We start from the raw sequence: 19,947 nt of genomic DNA, 5'->3' as shown, positions 1-19,947 counted from the left end.
GACGCTGGCCTTTTTTCTGTACGCTTTTCTCGCCTGTCCCCCTGTTGCTAACCCCCGTAAAACCGTTTATCATTAAACAATCCATCCAGACGGATTGTTAATATGAGCCAGGCACATCATCGTTCAAAATCGCCCGACATTATGCGCCAGACGCTGCTCGACTGCGCCGCACAAATCATTACTGAGCAAGGCCTGACGGGGCTTACGCAGGAGAAAGTAATCCGCCTCGCGGGTGTCAGCAAAGGCGGCTTACAGCATCACTTTCCTACCCGCCAGGCGCTGGTTGACGGCGTGGTGGCGCATTTACAGCAGGCGCTGCTTGAGGAGATCCACGCGCTAATGGCGCAGGATCCCAACCCGAAGGGCCGCGCGACGCGTGCTTACATTCATGCCTGTGTCAGAGCGATGCCGGACAGTGAACAGGCAGTGCATCGCGCGCTGATGACCGCGCTCTTCGCCGACCCGGCGTTGCAACAAAACTGGGGACGGTTTATCAGTGAAACCTTGCCGCGCGATGAAGACGAGAGCGCAGCCCCTGACATCGCCCGGCGTCGCCTGCTTTGTCGCATGGCCGCCGACGGGCTTTGGTTTACCGCGCTGTGTGGCGATCACACGATGCCGCCAGACGATCGGGCAGCGTTAATTGAAACCTTATTAGCCATGACGGAGTGATGTTATGACGTGGGTATTACTGGTAGTCGCGATTATTTGTGAAGTGATTGGTACGACATTCCTGAAACTCTCGGAAGGCTTCAGCCGCCTTGTACCAACGCTTGTTACCGCCGTCTGTTACGGCATCGCTTTCTGGTGTCTGAGTGTAACGATGCGCACGATCCCAACAGGCATTATCTACGCCATCTGGTCTGGTATCGGCATTGTGCTGATTGGTATCGTCGGCTGGATTTTCCTAGGCCAGAAACTCGACCTGCCCGCCATGCTCGGTATGGGATTGATTATTGCCGGTGTGCTGGTGATAAACCTCTTTTCACGCACCGTGGTGCATTGATACGCCGCCGGGCGACACCGCCCGGCTATCGCGTTTTCTTATACTTACTCCGCTGCGCCTTACCGTTGCGATTACCTTGCTCTCTTTCTCACCCTGTCACTCACTTTATTCTTTCCGCGCTCCTTGTCATTCGGGCCTATTCAATAGCTCCACCCTAAGGATATTCTTAACTCTTTCAGAATATATTCTCTGAACCGAAACATGATAGGCACATCTTTATTATGCCTATAAACGCGCTGGCTCGGTAAATAACATAATAAAATAAGCGAGACTATTTCTTGCAAATATAATCACCAACCGAAATAGTTATCACGCTGCGCCCTATTTCATTCGAAATAGGGGTATGTAATTTTTTGTCATTTATATGGATGAGATGCGGCATTTATAAAATATAAAAAGCGCGCCACATCGCACCGGGTATTCCTCCGCTACCTTATGCTCACCCTGGCTTTCAGGTTATTCATTCAACGAGGTTTATCATGGTGCAGCAATCAGCAGTGCTGGATAAAGTGGCTCCTGCCCAGGACCGGCTGACGGTCAGGGAGAAATTAGGTTTCGGTTTTGGTGATGCGGCCTGCAATATGAGTTGGGGCCCGGTAACCATGTTTTTAACCTGGTTTTATACCGATATATTTGGATTAAACGCGGCGCTGATTGCCACCATGTTTTTAGTGGTGCGTCTGCTTGATGCGTTTATCGACCCGGTCATTGGCGCGCTCGCTGACCGTTATCCTACCCGTCACGGTCGTTTCCGCCCGTGGATCCTCTACGGCTGCGTGCCGTTTTGTACCATCTGTATTTTTGCTTTTTATACGCCTGAATTAGGCACCGGCGCGAAAGAGATTTACGCCTTCGTGACCTATTTGCTGCTGTCGGTACTTTACAGCACCGTGAATATTCCTTATTGCTCGCTTGGCAGCGTGATTACCGCAAACCCGGTAGACCGCGTGGCCTGCCAGTCCTACCGCTTCACGATGGCCAACAGCGCTGTGCTGCTCTGCTCGCTGACCCTGCTGCCGCTGGTGGATTATCTTGGTGGCGGCAACCAGCAGAAAGGCTTTTTTATTACAAACGCCATGTTCTCCGTGATTGGCCTGTGCCTGTTTTTACTGTGCTTTTTTAATACCCGCGAGCGCATTTTGCCGCAGCGAGAAAAACAGGAAAATATCGTCCGTAATTTCCGCTCGGCCTTTAAAAACGACCAGTGGTTAATGGTCGTCGCCGGGATGTTTATTGGCTGTATTCCCGCCTTTGTCTGCGGCGGCGCGACTATCTATTTCACCAAATATTTAATGCATCTCGATAACACCATGACCACGCTGTTTATCAGTATTGGCGTGGTGGCCTGTGTTCTCGGAAATCTCGCGACCAGTTTCGTCACCCGTTATATTTGCAAGGTGAAACTGTATATCTCGGTAGGTTTTATTACGGCGGCGATCTCAGTCCTTATTTATTTCGTCGACCCACAAAATGTGATGCTGATCTTTATTTTGAACACCCTGCGGGCCTGGATTGGCGCGATCACGGTACCGGTATTCTGGTCGTTTATCGCTGATGCCGACGATTACGGTGAATGGAAACTTAAAAAACGCATGTCCGGTATTTACGCCTCCGGCAACCTGTTCGCGCTGAAAGTCAGTCTTGCCATCGGCGGCGCTATCACCGCGCTGGTCTTGTCTGCCACCCATTATGTGCCGGAAGCCGCCATACAGACGCCCGCCACACAACAGGCCATCATGATGCTGATTACGTTTATTCCGGCCATCGGCGGCGTACTGACCTCGACTATTTTCCTTTTCTACAAGCTGGACAAAAAGACGATGCAGAAAATTCAGGACGATCTGAGCGTCGGGAAATATGCCAGCGATTCCGCCTTTCGTTAATAAGGAGACGTTATGACCACGTTATCGTTCACGCTCGACCCGCAGAACGTCATTTCCGCCATCGACCCGCGACTGTTCGGCTCGTTTATCGAACACCTGGGCCGCGCGGTTTACACCGGCGTTTACGAGCCAGAACACCCGCAGGCGGATGAAGATGGCTTTCGTCAGGATGTGATTGAACTGGTAAAAGCGCTGCACGTGACCACCGTGCGCTACCCTGGCGGCAACTATGTATCCGGCTTTAACTGGCGCGACAGCATTGGCCCGAAAGAAGAACGTCCTGTGCGCCTCGATTACGCCTGGATCAGCAAAGAAACTAACCAGTTCGGCATTGATGAGTTCGCGCGCTGGTGCGAGAAAACCGGCGTCGAGCCGATGATCGCCGTGAATCTCGGCACCGGTACGCCGCAGGAGGCGGGCTACTTTGCGGAGTACTGTAACCATCCCGGCGGCACGACGCTTAGCGATTTGCGCATTCAGCACGGGCGCCGCGAGCCGTATAACTTCCACCTGTGGTGCCTTGGCAATGAAATGGACGGGCCGTGGCAGACCGGGCAGATGAACGCCAAAGAGTATGCGATTAAAGCGCGTGAAACCGCGAAAATTCTGCGCTGCATCGACCCGCAAGCGCAACTGGTGGCCTGCGGCAGCTCAAGCTCGGCGATGACGACGTTCCCGGAGTGGGATCGCATCGTGCTGGAGGAGTTGTACGACTACGTCGATTTCATCTCCTGCCATCAGTATTACGAGAACGAAGGCAGCGAGACGGATTTCCTCGCCTCGTTTGTGAATATGGACAATTTCATCGAAACCATTGTCAGCACCGCCAACTATGCCAAAGCCGTGCGGCGCAGCAATAAAGACATGATGATTTCGTTTGATGAATGGAACGTCTGGTATCTGCGCGGCGATCCGTGGGACGCGCCGATGAAAGATCCGGCGAACCGCTTTCGCGTCGCCCCGCCGCTGCTGGAAGATCGCTACTCGTTCCTGGACGCGCTGGTCATGGGCGGCCTGCTCTGCTCGCTGCTTAATCATGCCGACCGCGTGAAAATGGCAAGCCTCGCACAGCTGGTGAATGTCATCGCACCGATTTTCACGGAACCTGGTAAAGGCGCGCTCTGCCAGACGCTGTTCTGGCCGTTCGAGATGGTCGCGAGTGTAAGCGACGGCGTGGTGCTGCGCCACCAGCTGCCGGTACCGACGTTTACCAGCAAATATGGCGACGCCCGCAGCGTGCAGTCATCGGTGGTATACAACGAGGCGCGCGGGGAGATTTATCTCTTTGCGGTGAACTGCGATTTCACAACGTCGTTTGAGCTGGATATTAACCTGCCTGCGTTTAGCGACTGTCGCCTGAAAGAACACAAAGTGCTGCGCAGCGACGATCTCTACGCCAAAAACACGTTTGACGATCCGAATCGCGTGAGTCCGGACATTATCGATTACCCGCATGGCAGCCTGCGTGAGAATACGGTCACGCTTGCGCCACTGACCTGGAACCGCATCACGCTGTCGGTCGCCCGCGCGTAAGGAGTTCGTCCGCGCCGCTGGCGCCCAATCACCTCTGAAAGGCCCGAACCGCCGTTTTTGAACGGCGGCAGGGCCACCGTATGCCTGAAAACTGAAAACAATAAGAGAGTCCCCATGAAAAAGATGATGGTACTGCCCTGTGTCTTAAGTCTGCTGGCGCCTTGTGCAATGGCGGAAATGAAAGTCAATACGCCGCAGGGCGATCTTAAATTCTACGGCGATGTGGAATTTAACGTGGATGCGGCAAGCCGCACCGGGCACCTCACCTCAATTCGCACGTCAGATGATAAAGACTGGAAGCCAGGCGACCACGAAAAGTGGGACGTGAATGGCCGTATTCTGCTGGGCGTTGACGGTTACCGTGAGAAAAACGGCAACTTTGCAGGTTTTACGGTGCAGCCGCTGGCAGATCTCTCCGGCCACACCAATCTGGATGACGCGGCGTTTTACTTCGGCCAGCCGCAGGCATGGAAGATTAAGGTGGGCCGTTTTGAAGCCTACGACATGTTCCCGCTCAACCAGGACACCTTCATTCAGTACTCCGGCAACACCGCGAACGATATTTACGGCGACGGGTTTGGTTACGTCTACATGATGAAAGAAGGCCGCGGGCGCAGCAGTAACGGCGGCGCGGTGCAGTTCAGCGGCGAATACGGCAACTGGTATTTCGAGCTGAATAATATGGTTAAAGACGGCACCACGCTGTTTGCCGAGGATGCATACCACGGCAACGCGCTGGAAAATAAAAAGAACGTTATCTATATGCGCCCGGTGATCGCGTGGCGCGATGACCATGTTTCCGCCGCCGTGGCGATGGAAACCAACGTCGTGAGCAATGCCTATGGTTATAACGACGCACAGGGACGCTTTCAGGATCAGTCAGACCGCACCGGCTATGGCGCAACCTTTACCTGGAATAGCCTGAAGAACAATCCGGATGACGGCACGGTGATTAACATCAATACCGCCTATATGGATGCAACCGATGAAACCGACTTCAGCGCCGGTGCTAACGTGCTGTGGCGCCATCTGGAGCTTGGGTATATCTACGCCCATAACAATATTGATGAGTTTAATGTGTCGAGCATAGGAGAAGAGGACGGCCAGCTGAAATACCCGGGTAAATATGACATTCACACAGTGCATCTCTCTTACGGGTTCACCAACGTGATGGATATGGATAACTTTAATATCTACCTTGGCGCGTACTGGTCACAACTGTCGCTGAAAGACAGCGAGTACGACAACGAGGGTGATAAAGACCGCTACGGCGCGCGCGTGCGCTTTAAATATTTCTTCTGATCCTGCCCTCGCCCCTTCGTGCCTGCGAAGGGGCGATAATCCCGCAGTAGCAATTAGCGGTTAAACGGGCTGTCGCCGTTGAGTACAGCGTCAATCACCTCAAGCGCGCCGCTGTCGTTGTTAGAACCCGTCGCGTAACGCGCTGTCTCTTTCACTTGCGCCGCCGCGTTAGCCATCGCAAAGGAATATTTCGCAAGACGCAGCATTTCGAGATCGTTAGCGCTGTCGCCCACCGCCACGCACGCCTCCGGCCCGATCTCCCAGCGCGCCATCAGACGTTCAAGACCGCTCGCCTTGTGTGAGCCGGGAATGATGAGATCAACAAACCCATAGCCGCTGGTAACCGGCTTCACAACACCTTCCAGTTCGTTATGCAGGTTTTCAATCAGCGCCGGGATCTGATCATCGGGCAGGTTGAGCGAGAATTTAAAAATGATGTCATCAATAGCGAACAGATCGTCCACCGGCTTCAGGCGATGATAGTGTTTGGACATCAGGCTGATGAACGCCTCCGGCGCGCCCGCCTGGTAATAGGCGCTCTCAAGCCCGCACACCACATAGTTGAAATCCCCCTGCGCCGAGAGTGTGGTGATGACCTGATGATATTGCTCGCGGGTCAGTTCGCCGTGATGAATACGTTCGCCGTGGTCGTACACCAGCGCGCCGTTTTCGGCGACAAATGCGATGTCGTCTTTGATCTCGGGGAAGAAAGAGATGAGCTGGTAATACTGGTTACCGCTCGCTACCACAAACCGGATCCCCTGCGCTTTTAGCGCGGCGTACTGCGTGGTGAACCGCGCTTTATCATACTGCTTATTATCGTTAAGAAAGGTGCCGTCCATATCTACTGCGATGAGCTGAATTTTCATACTGCCTCATAAAGTCATTACCACATAAGCGGCTCATGCTAACACTGTTTAATCCGGTTTTTATATGAATAAAGGACGAATCATTTTCATATGAAACCTGTCTGATACAACGGTGCGTACCCACTAAAGATAGCGGAAACCGCAATCGCGTGAGGCGAGAAGCAGGCTGATAACCGGGCGGTGAACGCCCGGTGAAGGCTAACGGCTGCGTTTGGCGTGGCGTTCCCAGTTTTCCAGTTTCGCCTCGGCAGATTTTTTCAGCGCAACATAACAGGCGCCGTTGCCGCCGTGGTGGGTAAGCGCGGTACAAAACGCCTGAACGTCATCAAGCTCGGTGAGCCAGCGCGCAAGATAGCTGCGAATAACGTTGGCGTGAGCGTTTTCCTCCCGCCCTTTGCCATGAATGATGAGCAAATTACGTAGTCCGTCGTGCTTTGCCTGGTGCACAAAGGCGAACAGCATCTGGCGGCACTGCTCGACCGGCTGGCGCAACAGGTTAAGGCTTGCCTGCTGGGTATATTTGCCAAGTCGCAGTTTATCCAGCACGCCCTGCTGTAGCCCTTCACGGCGGAATTCCAGCGGCTTGTCGAGCGGGATAAGATCCAAAAACCCCGTTGTCAGCGGGTTATCAAGCTGGAGGGTGTCAATGCGCGCGGCTGTGCGGTCAATTTTGGGTTTCATCCACGGCGCCGTGTCGGCGTTCTTCAGGGGTTTGACATCTTCCATGGCGTCAAGAAAGAGTGATTTGTCGTCAGGGTTCACGGTCAATCCTCCAGGACTTCGTCAGGGCGCACACTATAGCTTCCCTTTCAGAATGGCTCAATGCGCAACATTGTGCGGAATATTTACATCAGGTCTTCACGAAGGGGCATTAAAGCGAAACGGGAATAGCAGAGAATGACGTTATGGATCAAGGCTCACCCGAAGGGGTTATACGGGGTGATGCGGGATCACATTATTCAGTTTCCCTAATGCTTCTTGTTAAATATATGTGAATGAAATCACCCCTTCGCTGTGACAATGTGCATTTATGTTGCTATATATTTCTTATCCGCATGTTAAGGAAAAATAAAGGCGGTACAAAGCCTGGAAGCGCTGCTGTGTGTACTGTAGAGCCTGAATACGATGTCTTCAGGCTCTATTTTTTATTTTCCAGAAAAAAGAAAGTTCGCTTTGTTTTATCTGGAAACGCAGGCGGCACAGCGCAGGCGTTTTATCCCTTTCTTTGGCGCTCATGATGACTCACGCGCGCGGCTCTGGCCGCTCAGGGCAATGGAATGCCTGTTTTTTCCCTCCTTTACTCCTCCTGTGGCGGTATGGTGAGTGCGTGAGCGCCATGCTATTTTTGACGCCTTAACAAGGAGAACGCCAATGCTGACTTTACTGGAAGATAAAATCGACACGCCGCTTGGGCCGCTCTGGGTCATTGCCGACGAACAGGCGCGCCTGCGAGCCGTCGAGTGGGAAGAACACAGCGATCGCATGGAGCAACTGCTGGCTATTCACTATCGTCAGGAAGGCTTTCGCCGCGTGGGCTGTGCCAATCCCGGCGGGCTGAGTGACACGCTACGGGCGTGGTTTGAAGGCGAACTTGCGGTCATTAATGACCTCCCCACTGCGACGTCGGGAACGCCTTTTCAGCGCGAAGTATGGCAAATGCTGCGCACTATTCCTTGCGGCCAGGTGATGCATTACGGCGAGATGGCGCAGCGTCTTGGTCGTCCAGGCGCTGCGCGAGCCGTCGGCGCGGCGAACGGGTCCAACCCTATCAGTATTGTGGTGCCATGCCATCGGGTTATCGGGCGAAACGGCACATTAACCGGTTATGCGGGCGGCGTTGCGCGAAAAGAGTGGCTTTTACGTCACGAAGGTTATTTGCTAATTTAATTCAGCCCCTGAAATAATATTTTTCAGCAATTATTAAATACGACGCATTTCAGTCGGATGGCATTAAACGCCAGATTTAAACCAGGATCTTTTCTCTTATTGCGCATTAGCCGGATTTACCTGTACGGTCAAAAGATGTTAAAATTGACCAATATCAATTAAGGCTTGAGCGAACTTATGATCCCGGAAAAGCGAATTATACGACGCATTCAGTCTGGCGGTTGTGCCATCCATTGCCAGGATTGCAGTATCAGCCAGTTGTGTATCCCTTTTACTCTGAATGAGCATGAGCTTGATCAGCTCGATAATATTATCGAGCGCAAAAAGCCCATCCAGAAAGGGCAGACGCTGTTTAAAGCGGGCGATGAATTAAAATCGCTGTACGCTATCCGTTCCGGCACCATCAAAAGCTACACCATCACTGAACAAGGCGATGAGCAGATAACTGGCTTTCACCTCGCAGGCGATCTGGTCGGCTTTGACGCTATCGGCACTGCGCATCACCCAAGCTTCGCTCAGGCGCTCGAAACCTCAATGGTCTGTGAGATCCCGTTTGAAACCTTAGACGACCTCTCCGGCAAAATGCCGAGCCTGCGTCAGCAGATGATGCGTCTGATGAGCGGCGAAATTAAAGGCGACCAGGATATGATCTTGCTGCTCTCCAAAAAGAATGCGGAAGAGCGCCTCGCCGCCTTTATCTATAACCTCTCGCGTCGTTTCGCAGAGCGTGGCTTCTCGCCGCGTGAGTTTCGACTGACGATGACCCGTGGTGATATCGGTAACTACCTCGGCCTGACCGTGGAAACCATTAGCCGCCTGCTGGGCCGCTTCCAGAAGAGCGGAATGCTCGCGGTTAAAGGCAAATATATCACCATCGAAAACCACGAAATCCTGGCGGAACTCGCCGGTCAATCCCGCAACGTCGCATAAGCTTTTCCTCGCCGGCCGGATCGATAAATTTTGCTGATTTATTGATCCGGCTGGGAATTCTCTCCTGTTTCATTCACATCTTATGGGTTACTCTTAAACGACAAACTGTGGGTAAGCAGTTGTAAGGAGACCCTGTATGGCAAGGTATCAAAACATGCTGGTGGCCATCGACCCCAATCAGGATGACCAACCGGCTTTACGGCGAGCAGTTTATCTACACCAGCGAATCGGCGGGCGAATCAAAGCCTTTCTGCCGATTTATGACTTCTCCTATGAAATGACCACCCTTCTGTCGCCCGACGAGCGCACCGCCATGCGTCAGGGGGTTATCAGCCAGCGCACCGCATGGATACGCGAGCAGGCGAAATACTATATCGACGCGGGCGTTCCCATCGACATCAAAGTGGTCTGGCACAACCGTCCCTTTGAAGCCATCATTCAGGAAGTGATAAGCGGCGGCCACGATCTGCTGCTGAAAATGACGCACCAGCACGAGCGTCTGGAATCGGTCATTTTCACACCGACCGACTGGCATCTGCTGCGTAAATGTTCGTGCCCGGTCTGGATGGTGAAAGACCAGCCGTGGCCGGAAGGCGGTAAAGCGGTCGTCGCGGTGAATCTCGCCAGCGAAGAACCCTACCACACCGGCCTTAACGAAAAGCTGGTGCGCGAAACGCTGCACCTGGCCGAACAGGTTAACCATACCGAAGTCCATCTGGTCGGCGCTTACCCGGCGACGCCTATTAACATTGCTATCGAACTTCCTGATTTCGACCCGAGCGTATATAACGACGCCATTCGCGGACAGCATCTGCTGGCGATGAAAGCGCTGCGCCAGAAATTCAGCATCAGCGAGCGCATGACGCACGTTGAAAAAGGGCTGCCTGAAGAAGTGATCCCCGATCTCGCCGAGCATTTGCAGGCCGGGATCGTGGTGCTCGGCACTATCGGGCGTACCGGCCTTTCCGCTGCGTTTCTCGGCAATACCGCGGAACAGGTCATCGACCATCTACGCTGCGATTTGCTGGTCATCAAACCCGATGATTTCCAGAGCACCGTCGAACTGGATGATGAAGAGGACGACGACGACTAAAACGTCGCGCTGTGTTCGCTAAACCCGCCGCCTGGCGGGTTTTTTATTGCCTGCGCGTCAATGCGACGCAAAAAAACAACCGCCAGCAGGCTGGCGGTTTCAAACCTTTCGGCCTTACAGGGCTTTCAGGATAGCGTCCACGCTCGCTTTCGCATCGCCAAACAGCATCTGCGTATTCTCTTTAAAGAACAGCGGGTTCTGAACGCCTGCGTAGCCGGTGTTCATAGAACGCTTAAAGACGATAACGTTTTGCGCCTTCCACACTTCCAGCACCGGCATGCCGGCGATGGGGCTTCTCGGATCGTCCTGTGCCGCCGGGTTGACGGTATCGTTCGCACCAATGACCAGCACCGTATCGGTGTCGGTGAAATCGTCGTTGATTTCATCCATTTCAAGCACAATGTCATACGGCACTTTCGCCTCGGCCAGCAGCACGTTCATATGCCCTGGCAGACGGCCCGCGACCGGGTGAATACCGAAGCGGACTTTGATGCCGCGCGCGCGCAGTTTCTCGGTAATTTCCGCAACCGGATATTGTGCCTGCGCTACCGCCATGCCGTAGCCCGGCGTGATGATGACAGAGGTCGAGTTCTTCAGCATTTCTGCGGTCTCTTCTGCCGTTATCTCGCGGTGCTCACCCACCTCATCGCTCTCGCCAGTGGACGAGCCATCGGTGCCGAAACCGCCTGCAATCACGCTGATAAACGAACGGTTCATCGCTTTACACATGATGTAAGAGAGAATGGCGCCCGAAGAACCTACCAGTGCGCCGGTCACGATCAGCAGATCGTTGCTCAGCATAAAGCCCGCCGCAGCGGCCGCCCAACCGGAATAAGAGTTGAGCATGGAAACCACCACCGGCATATCGGCACCGCCGATGGACGCCACCAGGTGCCAGCCGAACGCTAACGCAATTAGCGTCATCACAAACAGCGCAAATACCTGTGTACCGGTGCTCTCCGTCTGCACAAAAATAAGCAGCAGGATAAAGGACACGACCAGCGCCGCCAGGTTGAGCTTATGACGGTTTGGCAGCATCAGCGGTTTAGACGAAATCTTGCCGCGCAGTTTTCCAAACGCCACCACCGAGCCGGTAAATGTCACCGCACCGATGAAAATGCCGAGGAAGACTTCGGTCAGGTGAATATTCACCAGCACTGGCGCGAGCCCTGGCTCGTGATGCAGGTAGCTGTTAAAGCCCACCAGCACCGCCGCCAGGCCTACGAAGCTGTGCAGAATCGCCACCAGCTCCGGCATTTCTGTCATTTCGACACGTTTAGCAAGACGGATCCCGATCGCGCCGCCAATTGCCATCGCGATGATTATCCAGCCGACATTACTGGCATACGGCCCGAAAATGGTCGCGACCAGCGCAATCGCCATCCCCGCGATACCGAACAGGTTGCCCTGTCGTGAGGTTTCGTGCTTAGAAAGCCCCGCCAGGCTGAAAATAAAGAGAATTGCGGCGACAATATACGCAGCCGTAACTAATCCTCCAGACATGACTTACCCCTTAGTTCTTCCGGAACATTTTCAGCATGCGCTGAGTGACGGTGAAACCACCAAAAATATTAATGCTGGCGATGAGGATCGCGATGAAGCTCAGGAAGCTTATCCAGCCGCCATCGCCAATCTGCAGCAGCGCGCCAACGACGATAATCCCTGAAATAGCATTGGTGACGGACATCAGCGGCGTATGCAGCGCATGGGAAACGTTCCACACCACGTAGTAGCCAACCACGCAGGCGAGCGCAAAGACGGTGAAGTGGCCGAGGAACTCCTTCGGCGCGACATTAGCAAGCCAGCCAAACAAAATAATGGCAAGGGCAATCAGCGCATATTTACGCCACGGCGACGCAGGCGCAGGCGGCTCAACCGGCGCGGCTTTTGGTTTTGCCGCCGCGGCCTGCGGCTGTGCGGAAACCTGAATCGGCGGCGCAGGCCAGGTGACTTCGCCTTCGCGGATCACGGTTACGCCACGCACCACGACGTCGTCAAAATCGACGACGACCGCGCCGTCTTTCTCTTTGCATAAAAGCTTCAGCAGGTTCACCAGGTTGGTGCCGTAAAGCTGGGAGGATTGCGTCGGCAAACGGCCCGGCAGATCGGTATACCCGATGACCTTCACGCCGCCAGGCGTGACAAAAACTTCATTCGGCACGGTGTATTCACAGTTGCCGCCGTTTTGCGCGGCGAGATCGACAATCACGCTGCCTGGCTGCATGGAATCAACCATTTCACGGGTAATCAGCTTCGGTGCCGGTTTGCCCGGAATCAACGCGGTGGTCACGATAATGTCCACCTCTTTCGCCTGGGCGGCGAAAAGCGCCATTTCCGCTTTGATAAACGCCTCGGACATCACTTTGGCGTAGCCGTCGCCGCTGCCCGCTTCTTCTTTAAAATCGAGCTCCAGGAACTCGGCGCCCATGCTCTGCACCTGCTCTTTGACTTCCGGGCGGGTGTCGAACGCGCGAACAATCGCACCAAGGCTGTTGGCAGCGCCAATCGCGGCAAGACCTGCAACCCCTGCGCCAATCACCATCACCTTGGCGGGCGGCACTTTACCGGCTGCGGTGATTTGACCGGTGAAGAAACGACCAAACTCGTGTGCGGCTTCCACAATCGCGCGATAGCCTGCGATGTTAGCCATGGAGCTTAAAGCATCCAGCGACTGCGCGCGGGAAATACGCGGCACAGAATCCATCGCCATCACGGTGACGTTTTTCGCCGCCAGTTTTTCCAGCAGTTGTGGATTCTGGGCAGGCCAGATAAAGCTTATCAGCGTCGTGCCCGGGCGCAGCTGCGCAATTTCGTCATCCTGCGGCGCGTTCACCTTCAGGATAACATCCGATTCCCAGACCTCAGCGGTTTCCACCACGCTTGCGCCCACGGCACTGAACGCCTCATCATCGAAACTTGCCAGTTTACCGGCATCACGCTCCACCGCGACGCTGAAACCCAGCTTCAGCAGCTGTTCCACCGTTTTTGGGGTCGCCGCGACGCGGGTTTCCAGCGCGACCCGCTCTTTTGGTACACCAATACGCATAGTATTCCCTTCCATCGATTTTTAAGATGGTCTGTCACTCGCTTAGCAGACGAAAACGACCGGCGAAAAAGCGCGACGCCGTGGTATTCGCCATCCATATCGTTGTCACAAACTTTCTATAACCTACTGAAATAAACGCCTTCGATCCACCGTCCGGGACAACTATTTAAGGGTTAATGAGTGAAAGTGTAGCGTCTGGCCCGTCTGACAGGGATTTTTGCTTAAATATGGCCGTGAGCCGCTACGTTTGCGCTCTTAACGGTGAGGAAAAAACGATTCTGCGCCGCTGAAGCGACGCGGTTTAACAAGGATTTAACTTAAAAAGTCATAAGCTTTATCAATTTAACTGGTCAGCGGAGGATTTTCACCATTCATAACCTGAAGTTATTTATAAACCGCAGACGGCAGCATCAGGTGTGAAAAATGGCGCAGACATGCGGCACCTTTCAATGCAATAATCAACGACTAACCAATTACACACAGGCTGTATCAGTACCTGTTTTGCGCAAGGTGAAGGACTATTTTTATGAAGCTCAAGAACACCCTTCTGGCGACCGCTCTGTTTTCCGCGGCCTCGCTGTCAGCTCAGGCGGCGACAGAGTTAACGCCGGAACAAGCCTCGGCGCTGAAGCCGTATGACCGTGTTGTTATCACGGGCCGCTTCAACGCCCTTAACGAAGCGGCGAAAGCCGTTTCCCGTCGCGCAGATGATATGGGCGCGGCGTCTTTTTATATTCTGGACACCAGCGACACAGGCAACAGCGGCAACTGGCGCGTCGTGGCGGATGTTTACCGCGAAAATGCCCCGAAAGCGGAGGCCCCGCAAAACCGTGTCATCAATGGCGTGGTTGAGCTTCCTAAAGAGCAGGCCATCGCGCTTGAGCCGTTCGACACGGTGACCGTACAAGGCTTCTACCGCAGCCAGCCGGAAGTGAATGACGCCATCACCAAACAGGCGAAAGCCAAAGGTGCGGCCTCCTTCTGGATTGTGCGCCAGGTTGACACCAACCAGGGCGGCAATCAGCGCATCACGGCATTCATTTATAAAGCCGACGCCAAAAAACGCGTGCTGCAAAGCCCTGATGCCATCCCGGCCGATTCCGAGGCTGGCCGCGCAGCTATCGCCAAAGGCGGCGAAGAAGCCAAAAAAGTCGAAATTCCGGGTGTAGCAACCACCGCTACCCCAAGCAGCGATGTCGGCCGCTTCTTTGAAACGCAGTCCTCGAAAGGCGGGCGTTACACTGTCACTCTGCCCGATGGCACTAAAGTAGAAGAAGTGAATAAAATCACCGCAGCCCAGATGGTGCCGTTTGATAGCGTGAAGTTCACCGGCCACTACAGCAGCATGACCGATATCTCCTACAACGTCGCGAAGCGCGCGGCGAAGAAAGGCGCGAAGTACTACCACATTACCCGTCAGTGGGAAGAGCGCGGCGGAAACATGACCATCAGCGCCGATCTCTACAAGTAAGACCCCTCTCTCAAAAAAAAGCGGCCCTGGCCGCTTTTTTTGTTTTTCCGCTACATTTTGTGTATGTCGCATTGCAAGCGAGCTTCGCACTCCGTAAAATCCCGCGCCTTAGTGCAATCCACCATTTTTATGCGCTCTGGCACAATAATTATTCTGGTTCTCCCCTTTTGCAAAACAGGTTGTCTATGGAAAAGAAGCTTGGCCTCGCCGCGTTAACCGCGCTTGTTTTAAGTTCCATGCTGGGTGCTGGTGTATTCAGTCTGCCGCAGAATATGGCCGAGGTAGCAAGCCCGGCAGCGCTGCTGATTGGCTGGGGAATTACCGGTGTGGGGATCCTCCTGCTGGCGCTGGCGATGCTCTTTCTTACCCGCCTGCGTCCTGATCTTGATGGCGGCATCTTTACCTACGCACGCGAAGGCTTCGGTGAACTGGTCGGTTTCTGTTCCGCCTGGGGTTACTGGCTGTGCGCCGTTATCGCCAACGTTTCCTATCTGGTTATCGTATTCTCCGCGCTGAGCTTCTTTACTGATTCACCCGAACTGCGTCTTTTTGGCGACGGCAACACCTGGCAGGCTATCGTCGGCGCCTCGGTGCTGCTGTGGGTCGTACATTTTCTGGTGCTTCGCGGCGTGCAGACGGCGGCGAGCATCAACCTGGCCGCGACGCTTGCTAAGCTCGTGCCGCTCGGCCTGTTCGTTGTCCTGGCGATTATCGCGTTCCGCCTGCCGACGTTTACGCTCGATTTTACCGGCGTCGATCTCGGCGTGCCTGTCTGGGAGCAGGTAAAAAACACCATGCTCATCACGCTGTGGGTGTTTATCGGCGTGGAAGGCGCTGTGGTGGTCTCCGCGCGCGCGCGCAATAAAAAAGATGTCGGCATGGCCACCCTGCTGGCCGTACTGGCCGCGCTGGTCGTCTATCTGCTGGTGACCCTGTTATCGCTTGGCGTTCTGGCACGCCCGGAGCTTGCGCAAATGCGCAACCCGTCAATGGCAGGCCTGATGGTGAAAATGATGGGGTCGTGGGGCGAGGTTATCATTGCCGCAGGGCTTATCGTCTCCGTGTGCGGCGCGTACCTGAGCTGGACCATTATGGCTGCCGAAGTGCCGCTGCTGGCTGCGCAATATAAAGCGTTCCCGCGCCTTTTCGCCCGCCAGAATGCGCGCAATGCGCCGTCGGCATCGCTCTGGCTGACCAACGCCAGCGTGCAGATCTGTCTGGTGCTTATCTGGGCAACCGGCTCCGATTACAACACGCTGCTGACCATCGCCTCCGAGATGATTCTGGTGCCCTATTTCCTGGTCGGCGCTTATCTGCTGAAAATCGCCAGACGTCCTCTGCACAAGGCGATTGCTGTCGGGGCGTGCATTTATGGTTTATGGTTGCTGTATGCCTCAGGCCCGATGCATCTGCTGCTGTCGGTAGTGCTTTACGCGCCGGGCGTGGTGTTCTTCCTCTACGCGCGCCGCACCCATGTAGAAAACGTGGCGCTGAAAGGCCAGGAGAAAATCGTGATCGGCCTGCTGCTGATCGCCGCGCTGCCCGCCACCTGGATGCTGGTGCGCTAATCTCCTCGCCGTTAAAGCCTAAGGAGAGTCAGGATGAAAAAACTGGATAAGCCCATTGTTATCACCGGCGCGGGCCGCCGAATCGGTCTGGCGCTGGCGCACCATTTCCTGGCGCAGCACCATGATGTGATTGTGAGTTACCGTACCCGTTACCCCGCGATAGATGTGCTGGAAGACGCAGGTGCAGTCTGCATCGAGGCCGATTTCTGCCATGACGACGGCATTCTCGCCTTCGCCGAAGAGGTAAAGGCCCGCACCACGCATATCCGCGCGCTACTGCATAACGCCAGCGCGTGGCAGGCGGAAAGCCCGGCCGTTCCGCCGTCTGAAGTGCTGTGCGCGATGCTGCAAATTCACGTTCACGCGCCCTATCTCCTGAACTTTGCCCTGGAACCCCTGCTGCGCGGTCAGGGACACGCTGCCTGCGATATTATTCACTTTACCGATTATGTCGTGGAGCGCGGCAGCGACAAACATATCGCGTATGCGGCCAGCAAAGCGGCGCTTGATAATCTCACCCGCTCGTTTGCGCGCAAGCTGGCGCCGGAGGTCAAAGTGAACGCCATCGCACCGTCGCTTATCCTCTTTAACGAGCATGACGACCCGGAGTACCGCCAGAAGGCCCTCAACAAGTCGCTGATGAAAATCGCGCCCGGCGAAAAAGAGATTATCGATCTCGTCGATTACCTTCTTACCAGCCGTTACGTGACGGGTCACAGCTACCCGGTGAACGGCGGTCGTCCGCTGCGTTAACCTGTTGAGGCGCTGTTGCTGGCATGGCGCGCCCGCGCGGTGTATCCTGGTGTTTTTACTCCAACGCAGAGTGCTATGAGCAAGATCGTTTTTGTTGAAGATGACCCGGAAGTCGGCGAGCTTATCGCCGCCTATCTGGGACGCCATGATATGGACGTGATTGTCGAGAGCCGCGGCGATCGCGCCGAGGCGGTGATTGCGCGCGAAAATCCCGATCTGGTGCTGCTGGATATTATGCTGCCGGGCAAAGACGGCATGACGCTCTGCCGCGACCTGCGTACGCACTGGCAAGGGCCGGTGGTGCTGCTAACTTCGCTCGACAGCGACATGAACCATATTCTGTCGCTCGAAATGGGCGCGAATGATTACATTCTGAAAACCACCCCACCTGCGGTGCTGCTGGCCAGGCTGCGTTTGCACCTGCGCCAGCGTGTAACCACGCCTGCGCCTGCCGACAACTCGCCCACACGACAACCGCACAAAGCGCTGCGCTTTGGCACGCTCTGTATTGACCCTCTGAATCGCCAGGTCACACTGGTGGGTGAACAGGTGGCGCTTTCTACCGCCGATTTCGACCTGCTCTGGGAACTGGCAACCCACGCCGGGCAGATAATGGACCGCGACGCGCTATTAAAAAACCTGCGCGGCGTGAGTTATGACGGGCTCGATCGCAGCGTGGACGTTGCGATTTCCCGCCTGCGAAAAAAACTTAACGACAGCGCCACCGAGCCTTACCGCATCAAAACTGTACGCAATAAAGGCTACCTCTTCGCGCCGCATGCCTGGGAAAGTGAAGCATAATCGCCGCGCCGCGTTCACCACGCGGCGCTAATGCCTTTAAATCTGCGCCATCCCGCCATCGACAAACAGTTCAACGCCATTCACGTAACTCGCGTCCACGGAGGCCAGGAACAACACCGCGCGGGCGATTTCATCGGGTTGTCCGACACGCCCAAGCGGAATTTGCGCGGTGAAGTCATTTTTCACGTTTTCTGCCAGATCGCCGCCGCCAAAAAGCGCATTCAGCCCGGCAGTCTCCGTCACACCAGGGCTGATGGCGTTTATGCGGATCCCGCGGTCTTTGACATCCAGTATCCAGTTACGGGCAAAGCTGCGCACCGCCGCTTTTGTCGCTGAATACACGCTGAAGGCTGGCGTACCGGTGGCACTGGTGGTGGACGACGTCAGAACAATCGATGCCCCGTCGCGCAGGAGCGGCAGCGCTTTTTGCACCGTGAACAATACACCTTTGACGTTGGTGTCGAAGGTGTCCTGATAGTGCGCCTCCGAAATCGCGCCAAGCGGCGCAAACTCGCCGCCGCCCGCGTTAGCAAAGACGACATCGATATGACTGTGGCGCTGCTGCACCGCTTCATACAGGCGATCGATATCAGCAAGCTTGCTCATATCGCCACGCACACCCGTGACGTTGTCACCTAGCTGGCGCAGCGCGGCGTCGAGTGCGTCCTGTCGGCGGCCTGTGATAAAGACGTGCGCGCCCTCATCTGCGAAGGCTTTTGCGCTCGCAAGCCCGATACCGCTGGTGCCGCCTGTCACGATAACAACTTTCTCATTAAAACGTGCGTTCATGTTTTTTCCTCATGTTGAATGACCGTTTGTTCTGGGCTGAGAATAAGCGCTTCCCATCGGGCTGTGTACCAGGACAAAATGGCACCCTGCGTTCTGTTTGGGGAACGATGATGCAACCCGATCTTAATGACTATTTTTATTATGCCGAAGTGGTAAACCACGGCGGTTTTGCGGCGGCCAGCCGGGCGCTGAAGCAACCCAAATCTAAACTGAGCCGCCGTGTAGCGGGGCTTGAAGCGCAGCTTGGCGTGCGGCTGATTGAGCGCTCCAGCCGCCGCTTTCGGGTAACGGATATTGGTCAGGCGTTCTATGAGAAATGCCGTGCCATGCTGCTTGAGGCAGAAAAGGCGCAGGCGGTCATTGCACAGGCGCGTAAAGAGCCGCAGGGTGTGGTGCGTTTTAGCTGCCCGACGGGTTTAGTGGAGATAATCTCCGCGACCCTGCCGGTATTTATGAACCGCTATCCGCAGGTGAAGCTGCAAATCATCGCCATTGACCGCCCGGTTGATCTCATTGAAGAGCGCGTGGACATTGCCCTTCGCGTGCGTACTGAACTGACCAGTGACACCGAGTTGATTATGCGCTCGCTTGGAACCTCGAGCCGCATCCTTGTGGCAAGCCCCCGACTCGCCAGCCAGCTCGACAGCGAGGTTGACGCCCTGACCTGCCATCCGACGCTCGGTACCAGCGATGAGCCCGGCGAAATCACCTGGGCGCTGGAACATGCGCAGGGAAAACGTTGTCTGATTCGCCACGCGCCGCGGCTCAGTTGTGCCGATTTCACGGCAATCCGCGCCGCCGCCATCGCAGGGCTTGGCATCGCGCTGCTGCCGGACCATGTCTGCGCGCAGGCGCTGAAAAGCGGCGAGCTGGTGCATGTCTATCGCGGCTGGCAAGGCCAGCGCGGGATCGTGCACCTGGTGTTTACAACGCGTCGGGGTCTGCCGCCCGCCGTCAGAGCTTTTATCGATCATCTGGCAACCCATTTCCCTTTAACTACCTCGGCAATAGCGTAA

At 55.2% G+C, this 19,947-nt stretch carries 18 protein-coding genes; 13 read left to right on the top strand and 5 right to left on the bottom strand.

What is annotated here, in order from left to right:
- Nucleotides 1-102 precede the first annotated feature (102 nt).
- The 5 genes from AFK62_RS09235 to AFK62_RS09215 all read left to right on the top strand — a co-directional run bounded on the left by AFK62_RS09235 (nt 103) and on the right by AFK62_RS09215 (nt 5,724).
- Complete coding sequence (locus tag AFK62_RS09235; RefSeq protein ID WP_007665377.1) at nt 103-672, top strand: TetR/AcrR family transcriptional regulator; 570 nt, start codon at nt 103-105, stop codon at nt 670-672.
- 4 nt (nt 673-676) lie between these two features.
- Nucleotides 677-1,006, top strand: coding sequence for an SMR family transporter (locus tag AFK62_RS09230; protein ID WP_007665379.1), 330 nt, complete (start codon nt 677-679; stop codon nt 1,004-1,006).
- Nucleotides 1,007-1,485: 479 nt separating this feature from the next.
- Nucleotides 1,486-2,889, top strand: a complete 1,404-nt coding sequence (locus tag AFK62_RS09225; protein WP_007665380.1) for a glycoside-pentoside-hexuronide (GPH):cation symporter — start codon at nt 1,486-1,488, stop codon at nt 2,887-2,889.
- Between the two features lie 12 nt (nt 2,890-2,901).
- Entirely contained in the window at nt 2,902-4,422 is a 1,521-nt protein-coding gene (arfA, locus tag AFK62_RS09220; RefSeq protein ID WP_007665382.1) for an arabinosylfuranosidase ArfA, read from the top strand.
- Between the two features lie 114 nt (nt 4,423-4,536).
- Nucleotides 4,537-5,724, top strand: coding sequence for a carbohydrate porin (locus tag AFK62_RS09215; RefSeq protein WP_032983968.1), 1,188 nt, complete (start codon nt 4,537-4,539; stop codon nt 5,722-5,724).
- Between the two features lie 53 nt (nt 5,725-5,777).
- Here the strand turns inward: AFK62_RS09215 and AFK62_RS09210 are convergent, their stop codons facing one another.
- Both AFK62_RS09210 and smrA read right to left on the bottom strand, forming a co-directional pair.
- Nucleotides 5,778-6,593 (bottom strand): Cof-type HAD-IIB family hydrolase, encoded by an 816-nt coding sequence (locus tag AFK62_RS09210; protein ID WP_007665386.1) that lies wholly within the window; start codon nt 6,591-6,593, stop codon nt 5,778-5,780.
- A gap of 198 nt (nt 6,594-6,791) precedes the next feature.
- Complete coding sequence (gene smrA / locus AFK62_RS09205) at nt 6,792-7,355, bottom strand: DNA endonuclease SmrA (RefSeq protein WP_007665388.1); 564 nt, start codon at nt 7,353-7,355, stop codon at nt 6,792-6,794.
- Nucleotides 7,356-7,964: 609 nt separating this feature from the next.
- Here smrA and ogt point away from each other — a divergent pair.
- The 3 genes from ogt to uspE all read left to right on the top strand — a co-directional run bounded on the left by ogt (nt 7,965) and on the right by uspE (nt 10,503).
- Complete coding sequence (gene ogt / locus AFK62_RS09200; RefSeq protein ID WP_007682100.1) at nt 7,965-8,480, top strand: methylated-DNA--[protein]-cysteine S-methyltransferase; 516 nt, start codon at nt 7,965-7,967, stop codon at nt 8,478-8,480.
- A gap of 177 nt (nt 8,481-8,657) precedes the next feature.
- Nucleotides 8,658-9,410: a fumarate/nitrate reduction transcriptional regulator Fnr gene (gene fnr / locus AFK62_RS09195; protein WP_004385865.1), complete on the top strand. Its 753-nt coding sequence runs from the start codon at nt 8,658-8,660 to the stop codon at nt 9,408-9,410.
- A 136-nt stretch (nt 9,411-9,546) separates the two neighbouring features.
- Entirely contained in the window at nt 9,547-10,503 is a 957-nt protein-coding gene (gene uspE / locus AFK62_RS09190) for a universal stress protein UspE (protein ID WP_007682104.1), read from the top strand.
- A 114-nt stretch (nt 10,504-10,617) separates the two neighbouring features.
- Here uspE and pntB read toward each other — a convergent pair whose 3' ends face one another.
- Both pntB and pntA read right to left on the bottom strand, forming a co-directional pair.
- The gene (gene pntB / locus AFK62_RS09185) at nt 10,618-12,006 is read right to left on the bottom strand and encodes a Re/Si-specific NAD(P)(+) transhydrogenase subunit beta (RefSeq protein ID WP_007682109.1); all 1,389 of its coding nucleotides are present in this window, start codon (nt 12,004-12,006) and stop codon (nt 10,618-10,620) included.
- Nucleotides 12,007-12,016: 10 nt separating this feature from the next.
- Nucleotides 12,017-13,549: a Re/Si-specific NAD(P)(+) transhydrogenase subunit alpha gene (gene pntA / locus AFK62_RS09180; RefSeq protein WP_007682113.1), complete on the bottom strand. Its 1,533-nt coding sequence runs from the start codon at nt 13,547-13,549 to the stop codon at nt 12,017-12,019.
- Nucleotides 13,550-14,075: 526 nt separating this feature from the next.
- Here pntA and ydgH point away from each other — a divergent pair.
- The 4 genes from ydgH to rstA all read left to right on the top strand — a co-directional run bounded on the left by ydgH (nt 14,076) and on the right by rstA (nt 18,142).
- Complete coding sequence (ydgH, locus tag AFK62_RS09175; RefSeq protein WP_053531858.1) at nt 14,076-15,020, top strand: DUF1471 family protein YdgH; 945 nt, start codon at nt 14,076-14,078, stop codon at nt 15,018-15,020.
- A 185-nt stretch (nt 15,021-15,205) separates the two neighbouring features.
- Complete coding sequence (locus AFK62_RS09170) at nt 15,206-16,588, top strand: amino acid permease (protein ID WP_053531857.1); 1,383 nt, start codon at nt 15,206-15,208, stop codon at nt 16,586-16,588.
- Between the two features lie 33 nt (nt 16,589-16,621).
- Nucleotides 16,622-17,341, top strand: coding sequence for a dihydromonapterin reductase (gene folM, locus AFK62_RS09165; RefSeq protein ID WP_007663109.1), 720 nt, complete (start codon nt 16,622-16,624; stop codon nt 17,339-17,341).
- Nucleotides 17,342-17,416: 75 nt separating this feature from the next.
- Nucleotides 17,417-18,142 (top strand): two-component system response regulator RstA, encoded by a 726-nt coding sequence (rstA, locus tag AFK62_RS09160; protein ID WP_007663106.1) that lies wholly within the window; start codon nt 17,417-17,419, stop codon nt 18,140-18,142.
- A gap of 36 nt (nt 18,143-18,178) precedes the next feature.
- On the opposite strand, the gene AFK62_RS09155 is transcribed toward rstA, so the two are convergent.
- On the bottom strand, nt 18,179-18,931 hold the full coding sequence (locus tag AFK62_RS09155; protein ID WP_007663104.1) for an SDR family NAD(P)-dependent oxidoreductase: 753 nt from the start codon (nt 18,929-18,931) through the stop codon (nt 18,179-18,181).
- Between the two features lie 110 nt (nt 18,932-19,041).
- Between AFK62_RS09155 and AFK62_RS09150 the strand changes: the two genes are divergently transcribed.
- Nucleotides 19,042-19,947 (top strand): LysR family transcriptional regulator, encoded by a 906-nt coding sequence (locus tag AFK62_RS09150; protein ID WP_007663101.1) that lies wholly within the window; start codon nt 19,042-19,044, stop codon nt 19,945-19,947.

The organism is Cronobacter condimenti 1330, from assembly GCF_001277255.1.
Lineage (GTDB): Bacteria > Pseudomonadota > Gammaproteobacteria > Enterobacterales > Enterobacteriaceae > Cronobacter > Cronobacter condimenti.
The sequence above is the reverse complement of the archived record's forward strand: the minus strand, read 5'-3'. Positions and strand labels throughout refer to the sequence as shown.